Raw genomic sequence first — 18,704 nt, 5'->3', positions numbered from 1 at the left:
GGAGGATCTGCATCATGGCTTTGAAGAGTTTCAAGCCGACCACGCCGAGCCTTCGCCAGCTCGTGATCGTCGACCGCAGCGAGCTCTATAAGGGCAAGCCGCTGAAGGTGCTGACCGAAGGCAAGTCGTCTTCGGGCGGCCGCAACAATCTCGGCCGCATCACCGTCCGCTTCCGCGGCGGTGGACACAAGCGGACGCTTCGCCTGATCGACTTCAAGCGTCGCGGCAAGGATGGCATTCCGGCGGTCGTCGAGCGGATCGAGTACGATCCCAACCGCTCGGCCTTCATCGCGCTGATCAAGTACAGCGACGGCGAGCAGGCCTACATCATCGCGCCGCAGCGCCTCGCCGTCGGCGACAGCGTGATCTCGGGACCGTCGGTCGACGTGAAGCCCGGCAATGCGGCCCCGATGGGTTCGCTGCCGATCGGCACGATCGTCCACAATCTCGAGCTGAAGATCGGCAAGGGCGGGCAGCTCGCCCGGTCCGCGGGCAACTACGCCCAGATCGTCGGTCGCGACCAGGGCTATGTCATCGTCCGCCTGAACTCGGGCGAACAGCGCCTGATCAGCGGCCTGTGCTATGCCACCGTGGGCGCGGTTTCCAACCCCGACCACATGAACAGGAACGACGGCAAGGCGGGTCGCTCGCGCTGGCTCGGCCGTCGTCCGCATAACCGCGGCGTCTCGATGAACCCTGTCGATCACCCCCATGGCGGCGGCGAAGGCCGCACCTCGGGCGGTCGTCACCCGGTCACCCCCTGGGGCAAGCCGACCAAGGGTAAGAAGACCCGCTCGAACAAGCGGACCGATACGTTCATCGTGTCGAGCCGTCACGCCCGCAAGAAGAAGAACTGAGGTCCGTCATGGCGCGTTCGCTTTGGAAAGGTCCGTTTGTCGACGGATACCTTCTGAAAAAGGCCGAGGTCGCCCGTTCGGCGAGCCGGTCGGAGGTCATCAAGATCTGGAGCCGCCGCTCCACGATCCTTCCGCAGTTCGTCGGTCTGACGTTCGGCGTCTACAACGGCCACAAGCATGTGCCGGTGTCCGTGTCCGAGGAAATGGTGGGCCACAAGTTCGGCGAGTTCTCGCCGACGCGCACCTTCCACGGCCACGCCGCCGACAAGAAGGCGAAGAGGAAGTAAGCCATGGGAAAAACATCATTCCCCCGTGCGCTGCCTGACAACGAAGCCGTCGCGGTCGCCCGCAACCTTCGCGTCAGCCCGCAGAAGCTGAACCTTCTCGCCCAGCTCATTCGTGGCAAGAAGGTCTCGACGGCGCTCGCCGACCTCGAGTTCTCGCGCAAGCGGATCTCGCTGGACGTGCGCAAGTGCCTGCAGAGCGCCATCGCCAATGCCGAGAACAACCATGATCTCGACGTCGACGATCTCGTCGTGGCGCAGGCCTTCGTCGGCAAGGCGCTGGTCATGAAGCGCTTCCATGCCCGCGCCCGCGGCCGTGGCGCGCGCATCCTGAAGCCGTTCGCGAACATCACGATCATCGTGCGCGAAGTCGCCGCGGCCAAGGCCTGAGGAGAGAACGATGGGTCAGAAAATCAATCCGATCGGTTTCCGCCTCGGCATCAACCGCACCTGGGATTCGCGCTGGTTCGCCCAGAAGGGCGAGTACGGCAAGCTTCTGCATGAGGACATGGCGATCCGCGCCTCCCTCATGAAGATGCTCAAGCAGGCCGCGATCTCGAAGATCATCATCGAGCGCCCGCACAAGAAGTGCCGCGTCACCATTCACTCGGCGCGTCCGGGCGTGGTGATCGGCAAGAAGGGCGCCGACATCGAGAAGCTGCGCAAGTCGGTGATGAAGCTGACCAAGGCCGATGTGACGATCAACATCGTCGAGGTGCGTAAGCCCGAGATCGACGCCACGCTGGTCGCCGATTCGATCGCGCAGCAGCTCGAGCGTCGCGTCGCCTTCCGTCGCGCCATGAAGCGGGCCGTCCAGTCGGCCATGCGTCTGGGCGCCGAGGGCATCCGCATCAACTGCTCGGGCCGTCTCGGCGGCGCCGAAATCGCGCGGCTGGAGTGGTATCGCGAAGGTCGCGTGCCGCTGCACACCCTGCGCGCGGACGTCGATTACGGCGTCGGCACCGCCTTCACCACCTACGGCACGTGCGGGATCAAGGTCTGGATCTTCAAGGGCGAGATCCTCGAGCACGATCCGATGGCCCAGGACAAGCGCATGGCAGACGAAGGCGGCCGCTCCGGCGGTGGCAATCGTCGCGAGCATGCATAAGGCTGATCGAGAAAAGCCATGTTGCAACCAAAGAAGACCAAGTTCCGCAAGCAGTTCAAGGGGCGCATTTCCGGCGTCGCCAAGGGCGGCACGGACCTGAATTTCGGCCAGTTCGGCCTCAAGGCCCAGGAGCCCGAGCGCGTCACCGCCCGGCAGATCGAGGCGGCCCGCCGCGCGATCACCCGTGCCATGAAGCGCGCCGGCCGCGTCTGGATCCGGATCTTCCCGGACGTTCCGGTGTCGAAGAAGCCGACCGAAGTCCGCATGGGCAAGGGCAAGGGCGCGCCTGAATTCTGGGCAGCCAAGGTCAAGCCGGGCCGGATCATGTTCGAGATCGACGGCGTGCCGGAGGATACCGCGCGCGAGGCCATGCGCCTCGGCGCCGCCAAGCTGCCGATCAAGACCCGCTTCATCCAGCGCATCGCCGAGTAAGGGAGGACGACATGAAGACCGCACAACGCCTGTCCGACCTGAAGTCCATGAGCGTGGACCTGCTTCAGGACGAGCTCCTGAAGCTGAAGAAGGAGCAGTTCAACCTGCGATTCCAGCGCGCCACCGGCCAGCTCGAGAACACCTCGCGCGTCACCGAAGTGCGCAAGGACATCGCCCGCATCAAAACGCTGCAGCGGTCGAAGACCGTCGCGGCGAGCGCCTGAGGAGTTAGACCATGCCGAAGCGCGTGCTGCAGGGCGTCGTCGTCAGCGACAAGCAAAACAAAACTGTTGTGGTGAAGGTCGAGCGGCGTTATACGCACCCGCTGCTCAAGAAGACCGTTCGCCGCACCAAGAACTATCACGCCCATGACGAGGCGCAGGTGGTCAAGGTCGGGGACCAGGTCTGGATCGAGGAGTCCAAGCCCATTTCCAAGCTGAAAAGCTGGGTTTTGCTCGACGGCGCTCCCAAGGCGTAAGTCAACGCGGCTTCCTTCCGTCCGAATCATGTCGGGCGGGGAGGGCGCGAATTTAAGAGTCGGGCATGTTCAAGCCGCAAGGGTGAAAGCCACTTTTGCGGTCCATGCTTTGTTTTGAGGCCAGGGGGCGATCGACCCCCGTCAGTCGTAGTCCCGGCAGCGCTCATGCGGCCGGGAAACCGCGCTGATACACACTGGAAGGATCAAGGCCATGATCCAGGTGCAAACGAATCTCGAGGTCGCGGATAATTCCGGCGCCCGTCGCGTGATGTGCATCAAGGTTCTCGGCGGGTCGAAGCGGCGTTATGCCCGCATCGGCGACATCATTGTCGTCTCGATCAAGGAAGCCATTCCCCGCGGCCGCGTGAAGAAGGGCGACGTCATGAAGGCGGTCGTCGTTCGCACCGCCAAGGACGTCAAGCGCGCCGATGGTTCGGTGATCCGGTTCGACCGCAATGCGGCCGTGCTGATCAACAACCAGAAGGAGCCTGTCGGCACCCGCATCTTCGGACCGGTTCCGCGCGAATTGCGTGCCAAGAACCACATGAAGATCATCTCGCTTGCGCCAGAGGTGCTTTGATGGCTGCGAAAATCAAGAAGGGCGACAAGGTCGTCGTGCTGGCCGGCCGTGACAAGGGCAAGGCCGGCGAAGTGCTCCAGGTGATCCCGAAGGACGCCCGCGCCATCGTGCGCGGCGTCATGATGGTCAAGAAGCACACCAAGGCTTCTGCGCAGTCCGAAGGCGGCATCATCTCGAAGGAAGCCACCATCGACCTGTCGAACCTGGCCGTTGCCGATCCGAAGGACGGCAAGCCGACCCGCGTCGGCTTCAAGGTTCTGGACGACGGCCGCAAGGTTCGTTTCGCCAAGCGTTCGGGGGATCTGATCGATGGCTGATAATCAGCAGCAGGCGGCTCTCACGCCGCGCATGAAGACGCATTACGAGGAGGTCGTCCGCCCTGCGATGATCGCCGAGTTCGGCTACAAGAACGCCATGGAAGTGCCGACCATCGAGAAGGTCGTCATCAACATGGGCGTTGGCGAAGCGACCGCCGACCGCAAGAAGGTCGACAACGCTGCCGGCGACCTCGCTTTGATCGCCGGCCAGAGGCCGGTCATCACCAAGTCCCGCCTCGCCATCGCCGGCTTCAAGCTGCGCGAGAACATGGCGGTCGGCTGCAAGGTCACGCTGCGCAAGACCAAGATGTTCGAGTTCGTCGACCGGCTCGTCACCATCGCCTTGCCCCGCGTGCGCGACTTCCGTGGTCTCAATCCGAAGTCGTTCGACGGGCGCGGCAATTTCGCGCTCGGGATCAAGGAGCACATCGTGTTCCCCGAGATCAACTACGACAAGGTCGACGCCGTTTGGGGCATGGACGTGATCGTCTGCACGACTGCGAAGTCGGACGACGAGGCACGCGCCTTGCTCAAGCACTTCAACTTCCCGTTCCGGCAGTGAGCTTGACCGCTCATACGCGGAAACCAGGAGATATCGATGGCTAAGAAAAGCTCCGTCGAGAACAACAACCACCGCAAGGCTCTCGTGAAGAAATTCGCGGGCAAGCGCGCGCGGCTTCTCGCGATCGCCAATGACGACAGCCAGTCCATGGACGAGCGTTTTCTCGCTCGCCTCAAGCTGGCCGAACTGCCGCGCAACTCGGCTCCGACCCGCGTGCGCAACCGCTGCGAAGTCACGGGGCGTCCGCGCGCCGTCTACCGCAAGCTGAAGATGTCGCGCATTGCCTTGCGCGAGCTCGGCAACAAGGGGCTGGTTCCCGGCCTCGTCAAGTCGAGCTGGTGAGGGGGACACGATCGTGATCATTGATCCGCTTGGAGATATGCTGACCCGCATCCGCAATGCGCAGATGCGGCGCAAGTCGCGCGTTTCGACGCCCGGTTCGAAGCTGAGGGCCCGCGTCCTCGACGTGCTTCAGTCCGAGGGCTACATCCGCGGCTACACCCAGACCGAGTTCGGCAATGGCCGGACCGAGTTCGATATCGAGCTTAAGTATCATGAGGGACTGCCGGTCATCCGGTCGATCTCGCGTGTGTCGAAGCCCGGCCGCCGCGTCTATTCTTCGGTGGAGACGATGCCCCGCGTGGCCGACGGCCTTGGCGTGACCATCATCTCTACGCCGAAGGGTGTGATGCCCGATCATCTTGCCCGCGAACAGAACGTGGGCGGCGAAGTGCTCTGCAAGGTCTTCTAAAAGACCTTCCGCGCCGCTCATTTTCAGGAGAAATCCAATGTCTCGTATCGGCAAGAAGCCTGTTCCGGTCCCCGCTGGCGTCACCGCCAACGTCGCCGGGCAGCTCGTCAAGATCAAGGGCTCGAAGGGCGAGCTCTCCTTCAGCGTTCCCGACGACGTCTCGGTGGCGATGGAGAACGGTTCGATCGCGGTTCAGCCGCGCTCGCAGTCGAAGCGTGCCCGCGCGCTCTGGGGCACCTCGCGCGCCCGCATCGCCAACCTCGTGATCGGCACCACCACGGGCTTCGAGAAGAAGCTCGAGATCAACGGCGTCGGCTACAAGGCCGCCGTCAACGGCAAGGTACTTAAGCTGTCGCTCGGCTACAGCCACGACATCGACTACGCGATCCCCGAGGGTGTCGCGATCGTCACGCCGAAGCCGACCGAAATCGTCATCACCGGCATCGACAAGCAGGTGGTCGGACAGACCGCCGCCGAAATCCGCGACTATCGCGGACCCGAGCCCTACAAGGGCAAGGGCGTCAAATACGCCGGCGAGTTCATCTTCCGCAAGGAAGGGAAGAAGAAGTAAGGGCCATGAGCAGCAAGCAGACAGACAACACTGCGCGCCGCAAGGCCCGCGTCCGCCGCGCGATCAAGGCCGTGGCCAATGGCCGCGCCCGCCTTTCGGTGCATCGCACCGGCAAGCAGATCTACGCGCAGATCATCGACGACGTGAAGGGGGTCACGCTGGCCTCCGCCTCGTCGCTGGACAAGGACATCCGCGGCGACATCAAGTCGGGCGCGAATGTCGATGCGGCCTCCGCGATCGGCAAGCTGATCGCCGAGCGTGGCGTCAAGGCCGGCGTCAAGGACGTGGTCTTCGACCGCGGCTCCTACATGTATCACGGCCGCGTCAAGGCGCTGGCCGAGGCCGCCCGCGAGGGCGGGCTGAACTTCTGAGCCTGATTACCAGCGTCGCGCGGGAGCCGGCTTCCGGTCTTCCGTGCGACGCATTCAACGTCGTTCCATCAGGGACGCTCGAGCGAGCGGCGGGGCCTGGCGCCTCGTTCCGCGCAAGTAAGAGGATATGACATGGCGAGAGAGCCTCGTGACCGCGATCGCGAAGAGCGCGATTCGGAATTCGTGGACCGTCTGGTCCACATCAACCGCGTCGCCAAGGTGGTGAAGGGTGGACGTCGCTTCGGCTTCGCCGCTCTCGTCGTCGTCGGCGACCAGAAGGGCCGCGTCGGCTTCGGACATGGCAAGGCGCGTGAAGTGCCGGAAGCCATCCGCAAGGCGACGGAAGCCGCCAAGCGCGGCCTCGTCCGCATTCCGCTGCGCGAAGGCCGCACGCTCCATCACGACGTCCAGGGCCGTCACGGCGCCGGCAAGGTCGTGCTGCGTGCAGCCCCGGCCGGTACCGGCATCATCGCCGGCGGCCCGATGCGCGCCGTCTTCGAGGCGGTCGGGATGCAGGACGTGGTGTCGAAGTCGCTCGGCTCCTCGAACCCCTACAACCTCGTCCGCGCGACATTCGACGCGCTGAAGAACGAGGACAGCCCGCGTGGCGTCGCCGCTCGTCGCAACCTCAAGGTTTCGTCCCTGCAGACGCGTCGCCGCGATGCCGGTACCGACGCCGTGGCAGAAGCGTGAGGGCGGGATCATGGCAAAAGCTGAAACCACCGTCGTCGTCGAGCAGATCGGCAGCCCGATCCGCCGCGAGGCCTCGCAACGCCAGACCCTGATCGGTCTGGGCCTGAACAAGATGCGCAAGCGTTCGACCCTGGTCGATACGCCGTCCGTGCGAGGCATGATCGACAAGGTCAGGCATCTCGTGCGCGTCGTCGACGAGAAGTGAGGGGATCGCTCGATGAAACTCACAGAAATCCGTGACAACGAAGGCGCGCACAAGTCGCGCATCCGCGTCGGCCGGGGCATCGGCTCCGGCAAGGGCAAGACCGGCGGCCGCGGCGTCAAGGGTCAGAAGGCCCGTGCCGGCGTGGCGGTCAAGGGCTTCGAGGGCGGCCAGATGCCGCTCTATCGGCGCCTGCCCAAGCGCGGCTTCCACAATCTGTTCTCCAAGGATCTGAACGAGGTCAATCTCGGCCGGATCCAGCAGGCGGTCGAAGCCGGCAAGCTCGACGCCAAGGGCGTCGTCACCATCGAGGCGCTTGTCGCCGCCGGTGTGATCACGCGTCAGGCGACCGACGGCGTGAAGATCCTGGGCGTCGGCGAACTGAAGGCCAAGCTCGCCTTCGAGGTCGCCGGTGCGTCGAAGTCGGCCGTCGAGGCCATCGAAAAGGCCGGCGGTTCGGTCAAGATCCTGGCTGCTGCCGCTTCACAGGCGTGAGCCGAGCAGGACGCGGAAAAGTGGGAACCGGTTTTCCGCACGAGTCCTGCTCTCAATCTTCGTTGAGAGACGGATTCAGCTTCCAGATAAAATCGCCCTGCGTTTTTATCTGGAACCATCCGGCTGTCGCGCTTACATGACGACTCAGCGAACGGCGGCCGGGCCAGAAGCCCTGGCCGCCGTTCGACTGTCTGACGACCGAATCGACAACACCCAAGGACCGGACGCATGGCATCGGCGGCTGAACAGCTTGCTTCAAACCTGAACTTCGGTGCGTTCGCCAAGGCGGACGAGCTGAAGAAGCGCATCTGGTTCACGCTGGGCGCGCTGATCATCTATCGGCTCGGCACCTATATCCCGCTGCCGGGCATGAACCCCGATGCCGTCGCCGATCTGTTCAAGCAGTCGCAGTCGGGCGTGCTCGGGCTGTTCAACATGTTCTCGGGCGGCGCGGTCGGCCGGCTTGCGATCTTCGCGCTCGCGATCATGCCCTACATCTCGGCCTCGATCATCGTCCAGCTGCTCTCCAGCGTGATCCCGACCTTCGAGGCGCTGAAGAAGGAAGGCGAGCAGGGCCGCAAGATCCTGAACCAGTACACCCGCTACCTGACGCTCGTGCTGGCCGTGTTCCAGGCCTATGGCATCGCGGTCGGCCTGCAGGGGTCCGGCAATCTCGTGCTGGAGCCGGGACCGTTCTTCCTGCTCTCGACCACGATCACGCTCGTCGGCGGCACGATGTTCCTGCTCTGGCTCGGCGAGCAGATCACCAGCCGCGGCATCGGCAACGGCACCTCGATGATCATCTTCGCAGGCATCATCGCGGAATTTCCGTCGCAGCTGGCCCAGACGCTCGAACTCGGCCGTCAGGGCGCGATCTCGACCGGGCTGCTGCTTTTGATCTTGGTGATGGCGATCTGCGTGATCGCGTTCTGCGTGTTCATGGAGCGCGCCCAGCGCCGGCTGTTGATCAACTATCCCAAGCGCCAGGTCGGCAACCGGATGTATGAGGGCCAGACCTCGTTTTTGCCCCTGAAGCTCAACACGGCCGGCGTCATCCCGCCGATCTTCGCCTCCTCGCTGCTGCTGCTGCCGACGACGATCGCGAGCTTCTCGCAGGCTTCTGGCGGCACGGGCTTTCTCTCGACCGTGGCGACCTATCTGGCGCATGGCCGGCCGCTGTTCATGATCCTCTATGCGGCGCTGATCATCTTCTTCTGCTTCTTCTACACCGCGATCGTGTTCAATCCGGTCGAGACGGCCGACAACCTCAAGAAGCATGGCGGGTTCATGCCGGGTATCCGTCCCGGCGAGCGCACCGCCGAGCATATCGACCGGGTGCTGACGCGCATCACGGTGCTCGGAGCCGGCTATTTGACTATCGTCTGCCTTATCCCCGAGTTCATGATCACCTATGCCCAGATACCGATCATCCTTCTGGGCGGAACGTCGCTGCTGATCGTGGTGACGACGACGATGGATACCGTGGCGCAAGTCCATGGACATCTGCTGGCCCATCAGTATGAGGGGTTGGTGAAGAAGGCGAAGCTGCGGGGTTCGAAGCGCTGATGCGATTGATCTTTCTGGGGCCGCCGGGGGCGGGCAAAGGCACTCAGGCGGCGCGCATCGTCGCGAAGCACGGCATTCCGCAACTGTCCACGGGCGACATGCTGCGTGCCGCAGTCGCGGCCGGCACCCCGATCGGCGTGAAGGCGAAGGCGGTCATGGATGCGGGCGATCTCGTCTCCGACGACATCGTCATCGGCATCGTCGCCGACCGGATCGAGGAGCCCGACGCGAAGAAAGGCTTCATCCTCGACGGCTTTCCGCGCACGCTGGCGCAGGCCGAGGCGCTCGACGCGATGCTAGCTTCCAAGGGGCTGAAGCTCGACCGTGTGCTGGAGCTCAAGGTCGACCAGAGCAAGCTGGTCGAGCGCATCGTCAAGCGCGCGGCCGAGGCCAAGGCTGCGGGGCAACCGGTGCGGCGCGACGATGATCCGGAGGTGTTCAAGACCCGGCTCGAAGCCTATAACCGTGATACGGCAGTCGTGGCGCCCTACTACGCCAAGCGCGGCAAGGTCATCGACATCGACGGCATGCAGCCGATCGATGCGGTGACGGCGGCGATCGAGAAGGCGCTGGCGGGAGCGTGAGCATCGCAACTCGCACGTCGTATTTCAGGCCAGCCAGTTTTCCAGCTTAAGGTCGTCGACACGGGCGAACTCGCTCGTGTTGGCGGTGACCAGTGTCGCTTGAAGTGCGAGGGCTTGGGCGGCGATCAGCATGTCGTTGCCGCCGATTGGTTGCCCTCCTACCTCCAGTGACGCGCGCAGGGCGCCGTAAGCAATCGACGCTGGCTCATCGAAGGGGGCAGCTTCGATTTCGCCAAGGATGGCTTCGACTGCGTCACGCAACCGGACCGAACCCTTCTTCTCGACTCCATAACGCAGTTCAGCCGCCACGATGATGCTCGTGAAGACGGCCCGATCGCCGATGTCCGCAATCCGGCGCGCGGCTTTGCCCTGCGGGTTCCTGATAAGGTCCGAGATGATGTTGGTGTCGAGAAGATAGCGCTTCAAAAGACGGACGCCGGAGCCGGAGCAGGGTCGGCGATATCTGGAAACTCTTCGTCGTGAGGCGTCATGGATTCGAGAAGCGCGGAGAGGCCTCTTTTCGGCATGGGCTCGATGATGAGCCGGTTGCCGTCGCGATGCATCCATGCATCCTGACCAGGAAGCTCGAATTCGACGGGAATGCGAACAGCCTGGTTTCGGCCGTTCCGGAATAATTTGACGTGTCTGGCAGGGTTCATCGTGTCCTCGGCATAGGCCCGAGCATAGGCCAGCCGATCGGCCTGTTCAAGGTGCCTGCCGAACTGGCATTGTCAGGATCAGCCATATAGGATGCGAGCATCTCAGCCATGGCACGTTTCTTGATCGTTGCGGGTTGACTCGTTGTCGCCAAACGATTAACGCCTGCCCATCCGGTTTCATGTGAGCGATGCCGACGCCTTCGAAAGAAGGGTTGGCGTCGTATTCTCGCGTGGAGCCTGCTCAACGCTCCGCAAGGGCCGGCCTCCACCGGCGCGGGGTCATTTTCACCGCCGGGCGGCCATCGGGCGCCTCGGCCGACATGGAGAAGAGACTATGGCCCGCATCGCAGGCGTCAATATTCCCACCGGCAAGCGCGTCGTCATCGGCCTGCAGTACATCCACGGCATCGGCGCGTCCAAGGCCCAGGAAATCTGCACCAAGGTCGGCATCGCCGCCGAGCGCCGGGTCAACCAGCTGACCGACGCTGAAGTGCTCCAGATCCGCGAAGCGATCGATCGCGATTATCTCGTCGAGGGCGATTTGCGCCGCGAAGTCTCGATGAACATCAAGCGCCTGATGGATCTCGGCTGCTATCGCGGCCTGCGCCATCGCCGTGGCCTGCCGGTTCGCGGCCAGCGCACGCATACCAATGCGCGCACCCGGAAGGGCAAGCCGAAGGCGATCGCCGGCAAGAAGAAGTGACGATTGCCTGAGGCAATCGTCATCCTCGGGCTTGACCCGAGGATCTAGTGACGAAGGCGCGTTTCGTGCGCCTTCTCCTGCCTGAGATGCTCGGCTCAAGGCCGAGAATGACGGCGGGGACCATCTCCCCAGCGCCTGGAATGACGGGCGCGCTCGAAGGATGAAAGACCTATGGCCAAAGAAGCACAGCGCGTGAAGCGCCGCGAACGCAAGAACATCGTCTCCGGCGTCGCCCATGTGAACGCCTCGTTCAACAACACCATGATCACCATCACCGACGCGCAGGGCAACACGATCTCGTGGTCGTCTGCCGGCACGATGGGCTTCAAGGGCTCGCGCAAGTCGACCCCCTATGCCGCCCAGGTCGCCGCCGAAGACGCCGCACGCAAGGCTGCCGAACACGGCATGCGCACGCTCGAAGTCGAGGTCACCGGCCCGGGTTCGGGACGTGAATCGGCTCTGCGCGCCCTGCAGGCCGCGGGCTTCACCGTGACCTCGATCCGCGACGTGACGCCGATCCCGCATAATGGCTGCCGCCCGCGCAAGCGTCGGCGCGTCTGACACCTGATATTCGAGGTTCCCGCACCGGCGGGAACCTGTCCGGGGCGGCCCGCCGCCGCCATTGCATTGAAGCACCAGGAGTGCGGTCGTGATCAGCAAGAACTGGCAGGATCTGTCAAAGCCCAACAAGCTCGAAATCAAGGTCGGCGACGACCCGAAGCGTCAGGCCACCGTCATCGCGCGTCCGCTCGAGCGCGGCTTCGGCATGACGCTCGGCAACGCGCTGCGCCGCGTGCTGCTGTCCTCGCTCCAGGGCGCGGCCGTCACCGCCGTCCAGATCGACGGCGTGCTGCATGAATTCTCGTCGATCCCCGGCGTCCGCGAGGACGTCACCGACATCGTCCTCAACATCAAGGCCATCGCGGTCAAGATGCAGGGCGAGGGCCCCAAGCGCATGACCCTGCGCAAGACCGGCCCCGGCACCGTCACCGCCGGCGACATCAACACCATCGGCGACGTCTCGATCCTGAACCCCGACCTCGTGCTCTGCACGCTGGACGAGGGCTCCGAGATCCGCATGGAGTTCACCGTCAACACCGGCAAGGGCTACATCCCCTCCGAGCAAAACCGCCCGGAAGATGCGCCGATCGGCCTGATCCCGGTCGATAGCCTGTATTCGCCGGTCAAGAAGGTGTCCTATCGCGTCGAGAATACCCGCGAGGGCCAGAATCTCGACCGCGACATGCTGACCATGCAGATCGAGACAAACGGCTCGGTGACGCCTGAGGACGCGCTGGCGCTCGCCGCCCGCATCCTGCAGGATCAGCTCGCCGTCTTCATCACCTTCGAGGAGCCGCGCAAGGAAGAGGCCGTCTCGACTGCGCCGCAGCTGCCCTTCAACCCGGCGCTGCTCAAGAAGGTCGACGAGCTCGAGCTTTCGGTGCGTTCGGCGAACTGCCTGAAGAACGACAACATCGTCTATATCGGCGACCTGATCCAGAAGTCGGAGGGCGAGATGCTGCGCACCCCGAACTTCGGCCGCAAGTCGCTGAACGAGATCAAGGAAGTGCTCGCCACTATGGGCCTCCATCTCGGCATGGACGTCACCGGCTGGCCGCCGGAGAACATCGAAGAGCTCGCGAAGCGCTTCGAAGAGCATTACTGAGATCACCGGCGGGGGTTCGACCCGTGCCGTTTTCCCGCCCGGTGCATAAGTGCCGGAGCATAAAGGACGGCCGTACCGTGGCACGGCGGCCGTAAATCACAGGAGAGCCAAATGCGTCACGGTTTCCGCGGTCGTCGTTTCAACCGCTCGGTCGAGCATCGCAAGGCGATGTTCGCCAACATGTCCCAGGCCCTGATCAAGCACGAGCAGATCACCACCACGCTGCCCAAGGCCAAGGATCTGCGTCCCGTCGTCGAGAAGCTGATCACGCTCGCCAAGCGCGGCGACCTGCACGCCCGCCGCCAGGCGATCGCGCAGATCAAGGACGTCGTCCTGGTGGCCAAGCTCTTTGCGGTCCTCGGACCGCGTTACAAGGAGCGCAATGGCGGCTATCTGCGCATCATGAAGGCGGGCTTCCGCTTCGGCGACAATGCCCCGCTGGCCGTGATCGAGTTCGTCGATCGCGACGTCGACGCCAAGGGCAAGGATTCCGGCCCGGTTCAGTTCGTGGCGGAAGACGAGGCGGCTTGAGCTTCCTCGGATAGCAAGATTTCAAAGGGCGGCCCTCGGGTCGCCCTTTTTCGTGGCCATGAGCGAACCATGGCTGGCGGGACGGGTGCAGATGGCGCGCAGCGAAAAAGACAAGATGCTGGCCGGCGAACTCTACGACGCTGGCGATCCGGAACTTCAGGCCGATCTTGCCCGAACGCGCGATTGGCTCGTCCGCTACAACGCAGCACTGGCCATGCCGAGCAATGAGCGGCGCGCGCTGCTGACCGAGCGCCTTGGGGCGGTCGGCCATGGCTGCACCATCCGGCCGCCTTTCCATTGCGATTACGGCTTCAACATCAGCCTGGGCAAGGGCGTCTTCCTGAACTTCAACTGCCTGATCCTCGATGTCGTCGCCGTGACAATCGGCGAGCGGACGCAGATCGGCCCCGGCGTGCAGATCCTGACCGCGGACCATCCTCGCGATGCCGCGCAGCGCGAAGCCGGCCTGGAGTTCGGTCGTCCGGTTCGGATCGGCCGGAACGTCTGGATCGGCGGCGGTGCCATCATCCTGCCGGGCGTCACGATCGGCGATGATGCGATTATCGGCGCGGGCAGCGTGGTGACGCGTGACGTTCCCGACGGGGCGACAGCGTTCGGCAATCCCGCGCGTGTCAAATAGGAGGCGCTTGGCGGCTGCCCTTCGGACGGTTAGCTTCGCTGCATCGACATCATCGCGGCACCAGATCGCGAGTGGGAGGATATCATGAGCAAGTTGGCAGTCGGGATCGGATTCTTTGCGGCCGCGGCATTCGTCATCGCGCCTGGCACGACAGCCTCGGCCCAGGACAACTACCCGTCCAAACCTATCACCATGATCGTGCCTTTCGCGGCGGGCGGGTCGTCGGACGTGATCGCGCGGCTGGTCGGCGACGAGATGGGCCGGGTTCTCGGGCAGCGCATCGTCATGGAGAACATGGGCGGGGCAGGGGGAGCGACCGCGCTGACGCGCGCCTCCCGGGCCGATCCCGACGGCTATACGGTCGTGATCGGCAACAGCGGCACCAATGCCGCGTCCTACACGATCTATCCCGACCTGAAATACACCAATGCCGATTTCGCGCCGATCGGGCTCGTGGCCAAGACGTCTCCGATGATCGCGCTCAAGCTCGATTTCCCGGCGAACACCCTGATGGAGTTCGTCGATTACGCGAAGAAGAATCCGGGCAAGGTCAGTCTCGGCCATGCCGGCGTCGGATCGTCGAACTACCTGATCTGCCGCAATTTCGTGAAGGCGGCCGGTGTCGACGTGGCGCTCGTGAGCTATCGCGGGGCGGGGCCGGCGCTGAACGACGCGATGGGCGGGCAGATCGACGGCGTCTGCGATGCGGCGACGTCGCTGTCGGGTGCGGTCGAGGGCAAGAAGGTCAAGGCGCTGGTTGTCGCGACGCCCAACCGGCTGGAGAGCCTGCCCGATGTGCCGACCTCCAAGGAGGCTGGCTTGCCGGCTTTCGAGGCGCAGGGCTGGAACGCGCTTTTCGCTCCCAAAAATACCCCGCAGCCGATCATCGCCAAACTGAATCAGGCTTTGCGGACAGCGCTTTCCAGCCAAAATCTGAAAAATCGATTCAAGGAGCTGTCTTCGGTGACGCCGACCGAGCAGGAGCTGACGCCGGCTTTTGTTGCGAACCTCGTTCCCGGCGAAATCGAACGCTACAGGCTTCTACTGCAGGATAAGTAAGGGATACGATCAGACCTGCCGGCGTGACAATTCGCCGGCGAGGTCGAGCAGAGCATCGACGGGCTGCGTCGGTAGATCGGCGTCGGGCGTGACGCCATAGAGGCCGAAGATGAAGGCCGTCGTTTCGTCGCGCTCGGCGAGCCCCATCGACCAACCTGGAAAGTCGCGTGACGGCACAGATTTCTCGTCGAGCAAATGCAGATTCATGTGGCGCTTGTCGGCCACGATGCGGCCATAGGTTTCGGCCACTTGATGGGGCTCGCCCTCGATCACCTGTGCAAAGGCGCCAGGTGTGACCATCAGGAAGCCTGTTACGCCGTTTGCTAGGTTCTTGCGCTGCGCGCTTGCAATGATCCGGCCGACTTCCTCACTGCGATTAGCCTCGACGAGGCGGCTTTCGCTGACATAAACAAGGCGGATAAGGCTCATCGGGCCGCTCCTTCTCAGTGCGGTTCGGCAAAAATCGCAAAGTCGCCGGGGGATGCATCATGATGAAGGGGAGATCGCCGTAATTTTGGCGCTCTTCCTCGCGTTGTGGAGTCAAACGCCGAAAGTTCGGCTTTGTTTCAGGACAAGAATGATGATGACCATGAGTTCCCCGGCGAACCACGCCAGAACGACTGCGATTGCCGGTTGTGCTCTCCTTCTGTCGGCGCTCTCGACGGCGCCCGCCTGGAGCCAGGCGCGACAGGTTCCGGAGACGCGCCAGCAGATGTCGCTCTCGTTTGCGCCGGTGGTGCGCCAGAGCGCGGGCGCCGTCGTCAACGTTTATGGCGCGCGGGTCGAAAAGGCTCCTCGCAACCCCTTCATGGACGATCCGTTCTTCCGGCGCTTCTTCGGGGATGGCGGCTTCGGCGTACCGCAGGACCGGGTTCAGCGCTCGCTCGGCTCGGGCGTGGTGGTCGATGCCAATGGCCTCGTCGTCACCAACAACCACGTCATCGAGGGCATGAGCGAGGTCAAGGTCGCCTTCGCCGACAAGCGCGAGGTCGAGGCGACGATCCTGCTCCGCGATCCGCGCACCGACCTGGCCGTCCTGAAGCTCAAGGGCGTCAAGGATCTGGCGGTGATCGAGCTGGCCGATTCCGACAAGGTCGAGATCGGCGACATCGTGCTGGCGATCGGCAACCCCTTCGGCGTCGGCCAGACCGTCACCCAGGGCATCGTCTCGGCACTGGCGCGCACGCAGGTCGGCGTCGGCGATGCGCAGTCCTTCATCCAGACCGACGCGTCGATCAACCCGGGCAATTCGGGCGGTGCGCTGGTGGACATGCAAGGCCGCGTCGTCGGCATCAACACCGCGATCTTCTCGCGCTCGGGCGGCAGCGTCGGCATCGGCTTCGCGATTCCCTCGGCGATGGTGCGGGTCGTGCTCGAGAGCGCCAAGGCGGGCGCGACGACCGTGCGCCGGCCGTGGTTCGGCGCCCGCCTTCAGGCGCTGACGGCCGATGTCGCCGACGGGCTGGGGCTCGACCGGCCGGCGGGCTCGGTCGTCGCCAGCCTGGTCGAGAAGGGCCCTGCGGCCGAGGGCGGCCTGCAGCGCTCGGACGTGATCACGGCGGTGGACGGGTTTGCGGTCGATGATCCCGAAGGCTTCGGCTACCGCTTCGCGACGCGCCCGCTCGGCGGCGTCGCCTCGCTCAGCGTCCTGCGCGGCGGGCGCAGGCTGGTCGTGCCGGTCAAGCTGGTTCCCGCACCGGAGCTGCGGCCGCGCGAGCCGGTGACGCTGACAGGCCGCATGCCGCTGACGGGGCTGACGGTGGTGAACCTGTCGCCGGCCGTGGCCGAGGAACTCGCCATCGACGCCGGAACCGAGGGCGTCGTCGTCAGCGAGATCGAGGAAGGCAGCCCTGCCGCCCGCGTCGGCTTCAAGAAGGGCGACATTCTGCAGGCGCTGAACGGCGAGCGGCTGGCGAATTCGCGGGAGGTCGAGACCGCCGTGAAGGAACGCAGGCGCGCCTGGGAGGTGACGATCTCGCGCGGCGGCCAGACCATCACCTCGGTCTTTCCGGGGTGAGCGAACACGCGTTGTCATTCCGGGGCTTCGCGCAGCGAAGAACCCGGAACCCACGACCGGGTGCGAGTTGTCGGCCGGCGTTGTCCCGGTGTCGCCCGCTCGTGGGTTCCGGGTTCGGGCCTTTGGCCCGCCCCGGAATGACAGAAGGATCGTCATGAGCGACCTCTTTTCAGCCTCCGGGCTCGACAAGTCCGGCCCGCGGCCGCTTGCCGACCGCCTGCGTCCGACGACGCTGGCGGAGGTCTCGGGGCAGGAGCACCTGACCGGGCCTGACGGAGCGCTGACGCGGCTCGTCCATTCGGGCTCGATCGGCAGCCTGATCTTCTGGGGGCCGCCCGGCACAGGCAAGACGACCGTGGCGCGGCTGCTGGCGGGGCAGGTTGATCTCGGCTTCGAGCAGATTTCTGCGATCTTCTCGGGCATCGCCGATCTCAAGAAGGTCTTCGAGCAGGCGCGGGGCCACAGGCTCGGCGGCAAGGGCACCTTGCTGTTCGTCGACGAGATCCACCGTTTCAACCGGGCGCAGCTCGACGCCTTCCTGCCGGTGATGGAGGACGGCACGATCACGCTGGTCGGCGCCACGACCGAGAACCCGTCCTTCGCGCTGAACGCAGCGCTGTTGTCGCGGGCGCGCGTCTTGACCTTCAAGGCGCTGGACGAAGGCTCGCTGCTGTTCCTGCTCGGCCGCGCCGAGCTGCTGGAGAACCGGCAATTGCCGGTGACGCCAGAGGCGCGGCTGGCGCTGGCGCGCTTCGCCGATGGCGACGGGCGCGCCGTGCTGACGCTGGCCGAGGAGTTGTGGCGCGCCGCCAAGCCCGACGAGATCTTCGACGAGGCGGGCCTGGCCGAGGTGATCCAGCGCCGAGCCCCGATCTACGACAAGGCGCAGGACGGCCACTACAATCTCATTTCCGCCCTGCACAAGACGATCCGCGGCTCCGACCCCGATGCGGCGCTCTATTATTTCGCCCGGATGCTCGATGCCGGCGAGGATCCGCGCTTTCTGGCGCGGCGGCTGGTGCGGATGGCGATCGAGGATATCGGGCTGGCCGATCCGCAGGCGCTGGTGCATGCGCGCGCAGCGGCGCAGACCTATGAGCAGCTGGGTTCGCCGGAGGGAGAACTCGCGCTCGCCAATACGGTGATCTATCTCGCGACCGCGCCGAAATCGAACGCCGCCTACCTTGCCTACAAGAACGCGGTTCGTGCCGCCAAGCAGGGCGGCTCGCTGATGCCGCCCAAGACGATCCTCAACGCTCCGACGAAGCTGATGAAGGATGAGGGCTACGGCGCCGCCTATGCCTATGACCACGACGCACCCGACGCGTTCTCGGGGCAGAACTACTGGCCCGACGCGCTCGGCCGGCAGGTGTTCTACGACCCGCCGGAGCGCGGCTTCGAGCGCGAGATCAGGAAGCGGCTGGAGTATTGGGCGAAGCTGCGGGAGGAGCGGGGGGAGTAGGCCTTTCCCTTCTCCCCTCGGGGGAGAAGGTGGCCCGGCGCAGCCGGGTCGGATGAGGGAAGGATAGCCCTGATTCGACATGCTTACTTGTGCGCCGGCACTGCCCTCATCCGTCA

30 protein-coding genes are annotated in these 18,704 nt (G+C 64.5%); 27 read left to right on the top strand and 3 right to left on the bottom strand.

What is annotated here, in order from left to right; all coding sequences use genetic code 11:
• Positions 1-14 precede the first annotated feature (14 nt).
• The 19 genes from rplB to AXW83_RS08505 all read left to right on the top strand — a co-directional run bounded on the left by rplB (position 15) and on the right by AXW83_RS08505 (position 9,851).
• Positions 15-857, top strand: coding sequence for a 50S ribosomal protein L2 (gene rplB / locus AXW83_RS08595; RefSeq protein ID WP_066612332.1), 843 nt, complete (start codon positions 15-17; stop codon positions 855-857).
• Between the two features lie 8 nt (positions 858-865).
• Positions 866-1,144, top strand: coding sequence for a 30S ribosomal protein S19 (rpsS, locus tag AXW83_RS08590; RefSeq protein WP_056714527.1), 279 nt, complete (start codon positions 866-868; stop codon positions 1,142-1,144).
• A gap of 3 nt (positions 1,145-1,147) precedes the next feature.
• On the top strand, positions 1,148-1,531 hold the full coding sequence (rplV, locus tag AXW83_RS08585) for a 50S ribosomal protein L22 (protein ID WP_066612330.1): 384 nt from the start codon (positions 1,148-1,150) through the stop codon (positions 1,529-1,531).
• Positions 1,532-1,541: 10 nt separating this feature from the next.
• Entirely contained in the window at positions 1,542-2,249 is a 708-nt protein-coding gene (gene rpsC / locus AXW83_RS08580) for a 30S ribosomal protein S3 (RefSeq protein ID WP_066612328.1), read from the top strand.
• An 18-nt stretch (positions 2,250-2,267) separates the two neighbouring features.
• Positions 2,268-2,681 carry a 50S ribosomal protein L16 gene (rplP, locus tag AXW83_RS08575; protein WP_066612326.1) on the top strand — a complete coding sequence of 138 codons (414 nt, stop codon included), beginning with the start codon at positions 2,268-2,270 and terminating at the stop codon, positions 2,679-2,681.
• A gap of 11 nt (positions 2,682-2,692) precedes the next feature.
• Positions 2,693-2,905, top strand: coding sequence for a 50S ribosomal protein L29 (gene rpmC, locus AXW83_RS08570; protein WP_066612324.1), 213 nt, complete (start codon positions 2,693-2,695; stop codon positions 2,903-2,905).
• A gap of 11 nt (positions 2,906-2,916) precedes the next feature.
• Positions 2,917-3,159 (top strand): 30S ribosomal protein S17, encoded by a 243-nt coding sequence (gene rpsQ / locus AXW83_RS08565; protein WP_066612320.1) that lies wholly within the window; start codon positions 2,917-2,919, stop codon positions 3,157-3,159.
• Positions 3,160-3,370: 211 nt separating this feature from the next.
• Entirely contained in the window at positions 3,371-3,739 is a 369-nt protein-coding gene (gene rplN, locus AXW83_RS08560; RefSeq protein ID WP_054144259.1) for a 50S ribosomal protein L14, read from the top strand.
• A complete protein-coding gene (gene rplX / locus AXW83_RS08555; protein ID WP_054144258.1) occupies positions 3,739-4,056 on the top strand; it encodes a 50S ribosomal protein L24 in 318 nt (105 codons plus the stop codon). The genes rplN and rplX overlap by 1 nt, the downstream gene beginning before the upstream one ends.
• Complete coding sequence (gene rplE / locus AXW83_RS08550) at positions 4,049-4,618, top strand: 50S ribosomal protein L5 (protein ID WP_066612318.1); 570 nt, start codon at positions 4,049-4,051, stop codon at positions 4,616-4,618. The genes rplX and rplE overlap by 8 nt, the downstream gene beginning before the upstream one ends.
• 36 nt (positions 4,619-4,654) lie before the next feature.
• A complete protein-coding gene (rpsN, locus tag AXW83_RS08545; RefSeq protein ID WP_066612317.1) occupies positions 4,655-4,960 on the top strand; it encodes a 30S ribosomal protein S14 in 306 nt (101 codons plus the stop codon).
• A 13-nt stretch (positions 4,961-4,973) separates the two neighbouring features.
• Positions 4,974-5,369: a 30S ribosomal protein S8 gene (gene rpsH / locus AXW83_RS08540; protein WP_082359449.1), complete on the top strand. Its 396-nt coding sequence runs from the start codon at positions 4,974-4,976 to the stop codon at positions 5,367-5,369.
• A 37-nt stretch (positions 5,370-5,406) separates the two neighbouring features.
• Complete coding sequence (gene rplF, locus AXW83_RS08535) at positions 5,407-5,940, top strand: 50S ribosomal protein L6 (RefSeq protein WP_066612315.1); 534 nt, start codon at positions 5,407-5,409, stop codon at positions 5,938-5,940.
• 5 nt (positions 5,941-5,945) lie between these two features.
• Positions 5,946-6,311, top strand: coding sequence for a 50S ribosomal protein L18 (gene rplR / locus AXW83_RS08530; protein WP_066612313.1), 366 nt, complete (start codon positions 5,946-5,948; stop codon positions 6,309-6,311).
• A 132-nt stretch (positions 6,312-6,443) separates the two neighbouring features.
• On the top strand, positions 6,444-7,004 hold the full coding sequence (gene rpsE, locus AXW83_RS08525; protein ID WP_066612311.1) for a 30S ribosomal protein S5: 561 nt from the start codon (positions 6,444-6,446) through the stop codon (positions 7,002-7,004).
• Between the two features lie 10 nt (positions 7,005-7,014).
• Positions 7,015-7,209, top strand: a complete 195-nt coding sequence (gene rpmD, locus AXW83_RS08520; RefSeq protein ID WP_066612308.1) for a 50S ribosomal protein L30 — start codon at positions 7,015-7,017, stop codon at positions 7,207-7,209.
• A gap of 12 nt (positions 7,210-7,221) precedes the next feature.
• Positions 7,222-7,701, top strand: coding sequence for a 50S ribosomal protein L15 (gene rplO / locus AXW83_RS08515; protein ID WP_066612306.1), 480 nt, complete (start codon positions 7,222-7,224; stop codon positions 7,699-7,701).
• Positions 7,702-7,929: 228 nt separating this feature from the next.
• Positions 7,930-9,267: a preprotein translocase subunit SecY gene (gene secY / locus AXW83_RS08510; RefSeq protein WP_066612305.1), complete on the top strand. Its 1,338-nt coding sequence runs from the start codon at positions 7,930-7,932 to the stop codon at positions 9,265-9,267.
• Positions 9,267-9,851 carry an adenylate kinase gene (locus AXW83_RS08505; RefSeq protein WP_066612304.1) on the top strand — a complete coding sequence of 195 codons (585 nt, stop codon included), beginning with the start codon at positions 9,267-9,269 and terminating at the stop codon, positions 9,849-9,851. Before secY ends, AXW83_RS08505 begins: the two co-directional genes overlap by 1 nt.
• Before the next feature lie 24 nt (positions 9,852-9,875).
• On the opposite strand, the gene AXW83_RS08500 is transcribed toward AXW83_RS08505, so the two are convergent.
• Together AXW83_RS08500 and AXW83_RS27770 are read right to left on the bottom strand one after the other, a co-directional pair.
• Positions 9,876-10,277: a type II toxin-antitoxin system VapC family toxin gene (locus AXW83_RS08500; RefSeq protein ID WP_066612303.1), complete on the bottom strand. Its 402-nt coding sequence runs from the start codon at positions 10,275-10,277 to the stop codon at positions 9,876-9,878.
• Positions 10,274-10,510, bottom strand: a complete 237-nt coding sequence (locus AXW83_RS27770) for an antitoxin (RefSeq protein ID WP_156639880.1) — start codon at positions 10,508-10,510, stop codon at positions 10,274-10,276. The genes AXW83_RS08500 and AXW83_RS27770 overlap by 4 nt, the downstream gene beginning before the upstream one ends.
• Positions 10,511-10,844: 334 nt before the next feature.
• Between AXW83_RS27770 and rpsM the strand changes: the two genes are divergently transcribed.
• The 6 genes from rpsM (at position 10,845) to AXW83_RS08470 (ending at position 15,109) form a co-directional block, all read left to right on the top strand.
• Positions 10,845-11,213: a 30S ribosomal protein S13 gene (gene rpsM, locus AXW83_RS08495; RefSeq protein WP_066612301.1), complete on the top strand. Its 369-nt coding sequence runs from the start codon at positions 10,845-10,847 to the stop codon at positions 11,211-11,213.
• A 171-nt stretch (positions 11,214-11,384) separates the two neighbouring features.
• Entirely contained in the window at positions 11,385-11,774 is a 390-nt protein-coding gene (gene rpsK, locus AXW83_RS08490) for a 30S ribosomal protein S11 (RefSeq protein ID WP_054144247.1), read from the top strand.
• Between the two features lie 88 nt (positions 11,775-11,862).
• Positions 11,863-12,879 (top strand): DNA-directed RNA polymerase subunit alpha, encoded by a 1,017-nt coding sequence (locus tag AXW83_RS08485; RefSeq protein WP_066612299.1) that lies wholly within the window; start codon positions 11,863-11,865, stop codon positions 12,877-12,879.
• A 111-nt stretch (positions 12,880-12,990) separates the two neighbouring features.
• Positions 12,991-13,410, top strand: coding sequence for a 50S ribosomal protein L17 (gene rplQ / locus AXW83_RS08480; protein ID WP_066612297.1), 420 nt, complete (start codon positions 12,991-12,993; stop codon positions 13,408-13,410).
• 91 nt (positions 13,411-13,501) lie between these two features.
• On the top strand, positions 13,502-14,050 hold the full coding sequence (locus AXW83_RS08475) for a sugar O-acetyltransferase (protein WP_066612295.1): 549 nt from the start codon (positions 13,502-13,504) through the stop codon (positions 14,048-14,050).
• Between the two features lie 84 nt (positions 14,051-14,134).
• Entirely contained in the window at positions 14,135-15,109 is a 975-nt protein-coding gene (locus AXW83_RS08470) for a tripartite tricarboxylate transporter substrate-binding protein (protein ID WP_066612291.1), read from the top strand.
• A gap of 9 nt (positions 15,110-15,118) precedes the next feature.
• Here the strand turns inward: AXW83_RS08470 and AXW83_RS08465 are convergent, their stop codons facing one another.
• Entirely contained in the window at positions 15,119-15,538 is a 420-nt protein-coding gene (locus tag AXW83_RS08465; protein ID WP_066612286.1) for a BLUF domain-containing protein, read from the bottom strand.
• A gap of 160 nt (positions 15,539-15,698) precedes the next feature.
• Between AXW83_RS08465 and AXW83_RS08460 the strand changes: the two genes are divergently transcribed.
• A complete protein-coding gene (locus AXW83_RS08460; protein ID WP_156639877.1) occupies positions 15,699-17,126 on the top strand; it encodes a Do family serine endopeptidase in 1,428 nt (475 codons plus the stop codon).
• 154 nt (positions 17,127-17,280) lie between these two features.
• On the top strand, positions 17,281-18,588 hold the full coding sequence (locus AXW83_RS08455) for a replication-associated recombination protein A (protein ID WP_066612285.1): 1,308 nt from the start codon (positions 17,281-17,283) through the stop codon (positions 18,586-18,588).
• Positions 18,589-18,704 lie beyond the last annotated feature (116 nt).

The sequence above is a fragment of the Bosea sp. PAMC 26642 genome, from assembly GCF_001562255.1.
In the GTDB taxonomy this organism is placed as follows: Bacteria; Pseudomonadota; Alphaproteobacteria; order Rhizobiales; family Beijerinckiaceae; genus Allobosea.
Note: the sequence above shows the minus strand (reverse complement) of the source record. Positions and strands in the feature narration are given on the sequence as shown.